This window comes from Halomonas sp. McD50-4, from assembly GCF_022348135.1.
Lineage (GTDB): Bacteria > Pseudomonadota > Gammaproteobacteria > Pseudomonadales > Halomonadaceae > Vreelandella > Vreelandella piezotolerans.
On sequence record NZ_JAKRFG010000003.1, the window covers coordinates 308,964 to 316,144 of the forward strand.

Here is a 7,181-nt window from a genome sequence, read left to right on the forward strand (position 1 = left end):
ACGGCTGCCCTCGATGGACGCCTGTTGGGCAACATCCTCCCTGTCAGGGCAAGCGCTTTCCTTTATATGAATTTTATTCATTTTTAGTTGAGTCGATATCGCTTTTCATTCATCTGTGTGGTCTGGCATAAAGGGCGCATTCGTTTCGACGGGAGCTGAACGTTCACTGGCAGCGCCGTCGCCAATCTCGACCAACAGGGTGCCTGTTCGCGATGAGCTACGACTTTACCTTCGACATCAAGAGCGTCCGGTTCGACGAACACTACCGTCCTGCCGAGAGCACGCGTACCACGACCAACTTCGCTAACCTCGCCAGGGGGGAGCGCTGCCAGGAAAACCTGCGTAACGCGCTGACCATGATCGGCAATCGCTTCAATACCCTGGCCCATTGGGATAACCCCAAGGCAGACCGCTACGCCGTTGAGCTGGAGATCATTACCGGTGAGCTGAGCGTGGCGGCTGAAGGCACTACCTTCCCGGCGATCGAGATGTTGAAGACGACCATCATCGATCGGCATCTCGACAAACGCATCGAGGGCATGACGGGGAACAACTTCTCCTCCTACGTCCGCGACTACGACTTCAGCGTGTGGCTCTCGGAGCACAACAAGGAGCGGTCGGAATTTGGTATTCCGGAGGGGTTTGGCGATCTTCACGGCAAGCTGTTCAAGCGTTTCGTCGACTCCGAGGCGTATCGATCCGTTGCCAGCAAGGCGCCGGTGATCTGTCTCAGCGTTTCCAGCAACAAGGTGTATCGCCAGACGGAAAATCGCCACCCGGTGCTGGGCGTCGAATACGTGAACGACACATCGTCACTTACGGATTTCTATTTCGCCAAGATGGGCCTGCAGGTGCGTTACTTCATGCCGCCCCATAGCGTGGCACCGCTGGCGTTCTACTTTTCCGGCGATCTGCTGGCCGATTACAGCGATCTCGAACTGATCAGCGCCATCAGCACCATGGAGACGTTCCAGAAGATCTATCGTCCAGAAATTTACAACGCTAACTCGGCGGCAGGTAAGGTCTATCAGCCGCATCTGACCCATCAGGACTACTCGTTGACCCGTATCGAGTACGACCGCGAAGAGCGTAGCCAGTTAGCCGTCGAGCAGGGCAAGTTTGCCGAGCGCTATTTCATCGAACCTTTTCGTCACGTGCTCGAGCGCTGGTCGGCCGATGTCGCCCTTTGATTCACTGTTTACCAAGGATATTGTTATGAAGACATTGCTGCCCACATCGACGGCCGGAAGCCTGCCCAAGCCCGCTTGGCTGGCCGAGCCCGAAAAACTCTGGTCGGACTGGAAGCTGCAGGGCGAGGAGCTGACCCAAGGCAAGCAGGATGCACTGCGGGTATCGCTGCACGATCAGCGCTTGGCGGGTATCGACATCGTCAGCGACGGTGAGCAGACTCGCCAGCACTTCGTTACCACCTTCATCGAGCACTTGAACGGCGTCGATTTCGAACAGCGCGAGATCGTCAAGATCCGCGACCGCTACGACGCCAGCGTGCCTTCGGTGGTTGGCCCCGTGGCGCGTGAGAAGCCGGTCTTCGTCGAGGATGCCAAGTTCCTGCGCCAGCAGACCGACCAGCCGATCAAGTGGGCGCTCCCCGGGCCCATGACCATGGTCGATACGCTCTATGATGGCCACTACAAGAGCCGCGAAAAGCTTGCCTGGGAGTTCGCCAAGATCCTCAACCAGGAAGCCCGTGACCTGGCGGCAGCGGGCGTGGACATCATTCAGTTCGATGAGCCCGCCTTCAACGTCTTCTTCGATGAGGTGAACGACTGGGGCATCGCCGCCCTGGAGAAAGCTATCGAAGGGGTCGAGTGCGAGACCGCCGTGCATATCTGCTACGGCTACGGCATCAAGGCCAACACCGATTGGAAGAAGACCCTCGGGTCGGAGTGGCGCCAGTACGAAGAGATCTTCCCCAAGCTGCAGGCGTCGAACATCGACATCGTTTCGCTGGAGTGCCAGAACTCCCACGTGCCGATGGAGCTGATCGAGCTGATTCGCGGCAAGAAGGTGATGGTCGGGGCCATCGACGTGGCTACCCACGCCATCGAGACGCCGGAAGAGGTCGCCGACACGCTGCGCAAGGCGCTGCAGTTCGTCGATGCCGACAAGCTCTACCCCTGCACCAACTGCGGTATGACGCCCCTGCCTCGTGAAGTCGCCCAGGGTAAGCTGCAGGCGCTGAGCGCTGGCGCAGCGATCGTGCGGCAGGAGATTTCTCGATAGTCGGCTTGGCCATTAGGCGGGTGATGACCCCCATGCATTGGGACACAGAGAGTGATACAGGCTGACTAGCATTTCCGCTTGGGTATCCTCGTTCCAGCGCTGGGCGTAGATGCGGCCTCGCTGGGCGAGGCGTGTGCGAAGGGCGTCATCGTCGAGCAGCCGGTTGATCTGTTCGGCGAAGTGGCTACGGTGTTCTTCGGCAATTAGGCAGCCCTCGTCCTGCTGTAGAACATCCTGGGTGCCCATGATGGCGGTCGAGACGACGGGGGTGCCCAGCGCCAAAGCTTCCAGTAACACCAAGCCTTGAGTTTCGGTACGCGAGGCAAACACGAAGACGTCGGCCGCGCGATAGGCGTCCTGTAGCGCGCCATCGCGTGGCAGGTAGCCTAGGAAGTGAACGGAATTTAAAAGCCCCGCGTATTCGGCCTGCTGCTTGAGCGATGCCAAGGCAGGGCCCTCGCCCACGACCGCCAAGTGGGTCTCTGGGTGGTGCCGATGCACTTCTGGCAGCATATCGATCAAAAAATCGATGTTCTTCTCGTGTGCCGCACGCCCCACGAAGAGCAGTAGTCGACCGTGCTTCGGAAGGCCGTGGCGCTCACGAAAGTGGGCGCCCACGGTTTGCGTGGTAAAGCGGGTAAGCGATAAACCCGTGGCGATGGTGGCGACGGACGTACGAACGCCATAGGCATTCAGTGCGGCAGCCATGGCCGATGACGGCGCCACGACGGTCGCGAGTTGCTGGCACTGGTGTACCGAAAAGCGCCTAGCGGCAAAACGCAGGCAGCGGCGGGGTAGCCACGGCACGTAGTGGTGCAAATACTCTTCGAACAGCGTGTGGTAGGTGCCGATCACAGGGATCCCAAGCCGTTTGCTCAGTGCCACGCCCGCGTAGTGGGCTACGAAGGGCGTGTGGATATGAATTAGGTCAAATTCGTTGGCTTGCAGTCTCGTCGCCAGCGCCATGATGGCGCGGTAGCGCATCATGCGGTCTTCCGGGTCGCCGAGCACCCCGCGCGAGTCGATGCGCCAAATCTGAGGCCCCGCCTCGTCGTGGTCGGTGTAGCGAGGGCAAATGAGGTTCACCTGATGTCCCTGGCGTTCCAGCGCCCCCCGAAAGCTTTCGATCGACGTCGACACGCCGTTCACCCGCGGGAAATAGACGTCGGAAAGCATTAAAATCTTCATCATGAACGACTTAACGGCTAGGGTGGCCGCCAGTATGGCAATGCGCCATGACACCGCCATGACAGCCGTGGTGGTGTCGACTTCTTTTCATCATGATGGATATGACATGCGACGTATTTTTGTGCTGCCCACGTCCTGGGCGGGCTGGGGGCTTTTCATTGCCTTTGTGATGCTGGTGCTAGCAGGCACATGGCCGGTGATCGGCCTGGTCAATCGGGCCACGCTGGTAATGGGGCTGCCGCTGATGGTGGTGTGGAGCTATGTGATCATCCTCTCCTGCGTAGCGGTCATGCTGGTGGGCAATCGCATTGTAGAGCGAGACGACCATGAATAGTGCCTGGCCGTTAGTGATCACGCTGTTATACGTGGCCACCGCCATGTTGATCGGCCTTCGCGCACGGGCGGGGCGCTCTATGAATACGCTAGAAGAGTGGGGCGTGGCTGGGCGCAGTATGGGGCCAGTGACCCTCTACTTACTGATCGCGGCGGGCAGTGTGAGTGCTTACACCTTCATGGGCGCACCGGGCTGGGCCTACTCCAAGGGCGTGGCGGTATTTTATGTGGCGGTTTATTTGGCCTATTTAGCGCTGGTGGCGTGGTACTTCGGGCCGAAGGTATGGCAGTTCGGCGAGCAGTTTGGCCATGTGACCCAAGCAAGCGCCATTGCCGACCGTTATCAAAGCCCTGCGCTAGGGGCGCTCTCCGCGCTGGTGATGGCGGTGGGCTCGGTGGCCTACGCAGTGCTACAAACCATTGGTTCCGCTTATATCCTGTTTGTGATGAGCGGCGGGTTGATACCCGTTTGGCTAGGCGTGCTGTTGGTGCTGACTTGTATAGCCGTGTATCTCTACGCCAGCGGGCAGCGGGCGATAGGCCGCACTAACGCGTTCCAGGGTGTGCTGATGCTGGCGGTGGCCTGGGCGGTAGGCCTGTGGGCCGTACACAGCGCCACCGGCGGGCTGAGTGTTGCCAGGGTGTTCGAACGCATCGCCGCCGAGCACCCTGAGTTTTTGACCCTACCCGGCGCAGGTGGCGATATGAGTGTTAGCTTCTGGACCACATCGATTATCGTCTCGATGTTCTCATTCATGCCCCCTGTCTGGACGCAGTGGATGAGCGCCTCCTCCGCACGTACCCTGCGTCGTAGCGCAACGTGGCTGCCTACCTATTACGTGGTGATTCTGCCCATGGTGGTGGTGGGGTTCATCGGTATTTTCTCTCTGCCGGAGCTCGCGCGGGCAGATATCGTGGTGCTGGAATACGCCACGCAGCACTTGCCCGTGGTGCTGGTGGGGCTGCTGGGCGCGGGCACCCTGGCAGCCTCCATGTCCTCCAGCGAGCCATTCATTCACTCGGTTTCTCTCTCGGTGAGCAAAGACGTGCTGCAGCCGCTTTTGAAGCTCTCGGAGGGTGTCACCGCCCAGTTGGCGCGGCTTTTGATTCTACCCATCATGTTCTTGCTGATTGCGCCGTTGGCGATTGCCGAGCCGGGTAGCCTAGTAATGATTCTGCTGGTAGGGCTTGGTTTTGCGTCGCAGGTGTTGCCTGCGTTCATTGGTATGTTCTTTTGGCCTCGCGCCTCTAGGTTGGGCGTCATGGCGGGCATTCTGGGCGGTTTCGTTGTGACGGTGGCATTCACCACGCTATGGCGACACCCGCTCGGCATTCATGCCGGTTTTTGGGGGCTCATGGTCAATTTGCCGCTGTTCGTGCTGGTGTCGCTGGTGACGCCTGCAACGTGTGAGAAGGTCGTCGAGCGTTTCTTTCGCATTTCAGCCCCTCGCGGACTGACGCGTTTGGGCAGACGGGTGTCTTAATCTCTTAACGTCCATCGTCTACGCTTATCTCAGAGCGTTTTAATGCACTGATAAAGGCACTGCAATGAGCCATGCATTGACTGGACATAACCGCCCTCAACAGGTCATCGAGGCCATTCAACAGGCGAATGCGTCGCTGAGCGCGGCGCATCGGCAGGCGAAATACGCCAAAATGGCAGCCTCTCCTTATCGTTTCTTTCGCGGTTCCAACCATCTGTATTGGCAGGATGTTTGGCACGACTGGCGCTTCGCGCTGTTCGGCGGCTGGCCCAATACCCAAACGTGGCTACAAGGCGATGCCCATGCCTACAACTTTGGCGCTTACGGCCATCACGATGACCAAGTACGCTACGGCATGGATGACTTCGATGATGCGCTCATTGGGGATTATCAGTACGACGTGTGGCGGCTGGCTATCAGTCTCGTGTTGGATGCCTGTGAGAACGCTGAGTTAAGCTCCAAAGCGGTGGATAAAGCGCTCAAAAAATTGCTGGAAGGCTACATAGAGACGCTGAGTGCGTACCGTGATGAAGAGCGGCCGATTTATGCGGTAACGCTCGACAGCGCGAAAGACCCGCTCAAATCCTTTATGGGTAAAGTAGCCGATAAACAAAGCCGGGCGCGCATGCTGGAGAAGTGGACGACTCTTGACCCCGACAAAGGACGTCACTTTGCCGAGCGCCCCGGCAAGCTCGCCAATCTGCCTGCCGATGTAGCAAGCCAGCTACGCCGCATCATCGAGCAGGAGTACCAGCAAACGCTGCAGCACCCCATCAAGGAGAGCGACCCGCAGCACTTCTTCGTCAAAGACACCGCACGGCGTTTGGATGCCGGCACCGGGTCGCTGGGCGTCGAGCGATACTACGTGCTGATCGAAGGCGGGGCAGATCACGAGCACGACGATGTGATCCTAGACATCAAAGAGCAGGTCACGCCAGAAGCCTACCGCCTGATGGACAAAGCGCAGCAGCAGGCGTGGCGCAAGCTATTTCCCAATGAAGGCATTCGCCATGCCGCGGCGTTCCATGCCATTGCCGAACACCCGGATGCCTACCTTGGCTGGTTGACCATGAACGGCAAGGTGTTTTCGGTACGCGAGCGATCACCGTTCAAAAAAGACTATCCCACCCATAAGCTTTCTGGCGGTAAAGCCTACCGCAAGCTGGCACGGCAGTGGGGTGAGATTCTGGCCCGGGAACACCTGCGCGGCGCGCAGGCGCTTAACCGAGGCAAAGCCGTACCGTTTGCCAACGCGGTATGCCAGCGATTAGAAGGGCGTGAGGAGCAGTTTATTGGCGTGGTCGCAACGCTTGCTAAGGCCTATGCCGACTGTGTTACTCAAGACTACCAAGTGTTCATGGAGCATTTTCAAGCCAACGACACGGCATCATAGGTTGAGTAGTGCCGTGCCAGTGGCTTAATACGTAACTCGTTAGCTGCTACTGGCACCACCGACGATGCCACTTCTCAAGCCGCTTTCCTGACCGGAGCGGCTTTTTAAATGATGAGACACGGTGTCTTCTGGGGAGCCTGCCATTTCACGGAACATGCCCATGGAGCCCAGCAGAGCCGAAGACTCATACGGCACGAACACGCGCTCGCCGTCTTTCGCCATGGTGGGCAACACTTTGATATAGCTTTGGCCAAGCAGGTAACCTACCACCGTGCGCTTGTTCTCTTCGCTATCGCCAATAGCGCTCAGCACCAGCTTGATGGACTCCTGCTCACCCTGGGCGCGCAGAATGGCAGACTCTTTATCGCCCTGGGCATTCAAGATGGCGGATTCACGCTGGCCTTGGGCCATGCCCCCACTGTCAAGCTAGTTGGAGTGTCAGCGGCTGTTAGACTCTGAACGATGTGGGGCGTGACGAGGTTCCGATGAAGTACTCCGACGAGCGCCGGGAAGCCATCCTCAAGAAGCTGCTCCCGCCG

Annotated in this window: 6 protein-coding genes and 1 pseudogene; 5 read left to right on the plus strand and 2 right to left on the minus strand. The window is 58.7% G+C overall.

All coding sequences use genetic code 11. The features are described from left to right. Positions 1 to 212: 212 nt before the first annotated feature. Both MHM85_RS05950 and MHM85_RS05955 read left to right on the plus strand, forming a co-directional pair. Positions 213 to 1,190, plus strand: a complete 978-nt coding sequence (locus tag MHM85_RS05950; protein ID WP_219861436.1) for a DUF1852 domain-containing protein — start codon at positions 213 to 215, stop codon at positions 1,188 to 1,190. Between the two features lie 25 nt (positions 1,191 to 1,215). Beyond that, entirely contained in the window at positions 1,216 to 2,244 is a 1,029-nt protein-coding gene (locus MHM85_RS05955) for a methionine synthase (RefSeq protein ID WP_139526620.1), read from the plus strand. 12 nt (positions 2,245 to 2,256) lie between these two features. Here the strand turns inward: MHM85_RS05955 and MHM85_RS05960 are convergent, their stop codons facing one another. Then, positions 2,257 to 3,492: a glycosyltransferase gene (locus MHM85_RS05960; protein ID WP_219861433.1), complete on the minus strand. Its 1,236-nt coding sequence runs from the start codon at positions 3,490 to 3,492 to the stop codon at positions 2,257 to 2,259. A 46-nt stretch (positions 3,493 to 3,538) separates the two neighbouring features. Between MHM85_RS05960 and MHM85_RS05965 the strand changes: the two genes are divergently transcribed. The 3 genes from MHM85_RS05965 to MHM85_RS05975 all read left to right on the plus strand — a co-directional run bounded on the left by MHM85_RS05965 (position 3,539) and on the right by MHM85_RS05975 (position 6,642). After that, a complete protein-coding gene (locus MHM85_RS05965) occupies positions 3,539 to 3,766 on the plus strand; it encodes a hypothetical protein (RefSeq protein ID WP_044629281.1) in 228 nt (75 codons plus the stop codon). Further along, on the plus strand, positions 3,759 to 5,249 hold the full coding sequence (locus MHM85_RS05970) for a sodium:solute symporter family protein (RefSeq protein WP_239285370.1): 1,491 nt from the start codon (positions 3,759 to 3,761) through the stop codon (positions 5,247 to 5,249). The genes MHM85_RS05965 and MHM85_RS05970 overlap by 8 nt, the downstream gene beginning before the upstream one ends. A 64-nt stretch (positions 5,250 to 5,313) precedes the next feature. Beyond that, positions 5,314 to 6,642, plus strand: coding sequence for a DUF2252 family protein (locus MHM85_RS05975; protein WP_219861428.1), 1,329 nt, complete (start codon positions 5,314 to 5,316; stop codon positions 6,640 to 6,642). A 39-nt stretch (positions 6,643 to 6,681) separates the two neighbouring features. On the opposite strand, the pseudogene MHM85_RS05980 reads toward MHM85_RS05975, so the two are convergent. Continuing rightward, a pseudogene (locus tag MHM85_RS05980) lies at positions 6,682 to 7,053 on the minus strand (SPFH/Band 7/PHB domain protein); the annotation flags it as partial. Between the last annotated feature and the right edge of the window lie 128 nt (positions 7,054 to 7,181).

Coding starts and splice junctions, on each gene's coding strand:
- MHM85_RS05950 (WP_219861436.1), top strand. CDS start 213: ATGAGCTACGACTTTACCTTCGACATCAAGAGCGTCCGGTTCGACGAA.
- MHM85_RS05955 (WP_139526620.1), top strand. CDS start 1,216: ATGAAGACATTGCTGCCCACATCGACGGCCGGAAGCCTGCCCAAGCCC.
- MHM85_RS05960 (WP_219861433.1), bottom strand. CDS start 3,492: ATGGCGGTGTCATGGCGCATTGCCATACTGGCGGCCACCCTAGCCGTT.
- MHM85_RS05965 (WP_044629281.1), top strand. CDS start 3,539: ATGCGACGTATTTTTGTGCTGCCCACGTCCTGGGCGGGCTGGGGGCTT.
- MHM85_RS05970 (WP_239285370.1), top strand. CDS start 3,759: ATGAATAGTGCCTGGCCGTTAGTGATCACGCTGTTATACGTGGCCACC.
- MHM85_RS05975 (WP_219861428.1), top strand. CDS start 5,314: ATGAGCCATGCATTGACTGGACATAACCGCCCTCAACAGGTCATCGAG.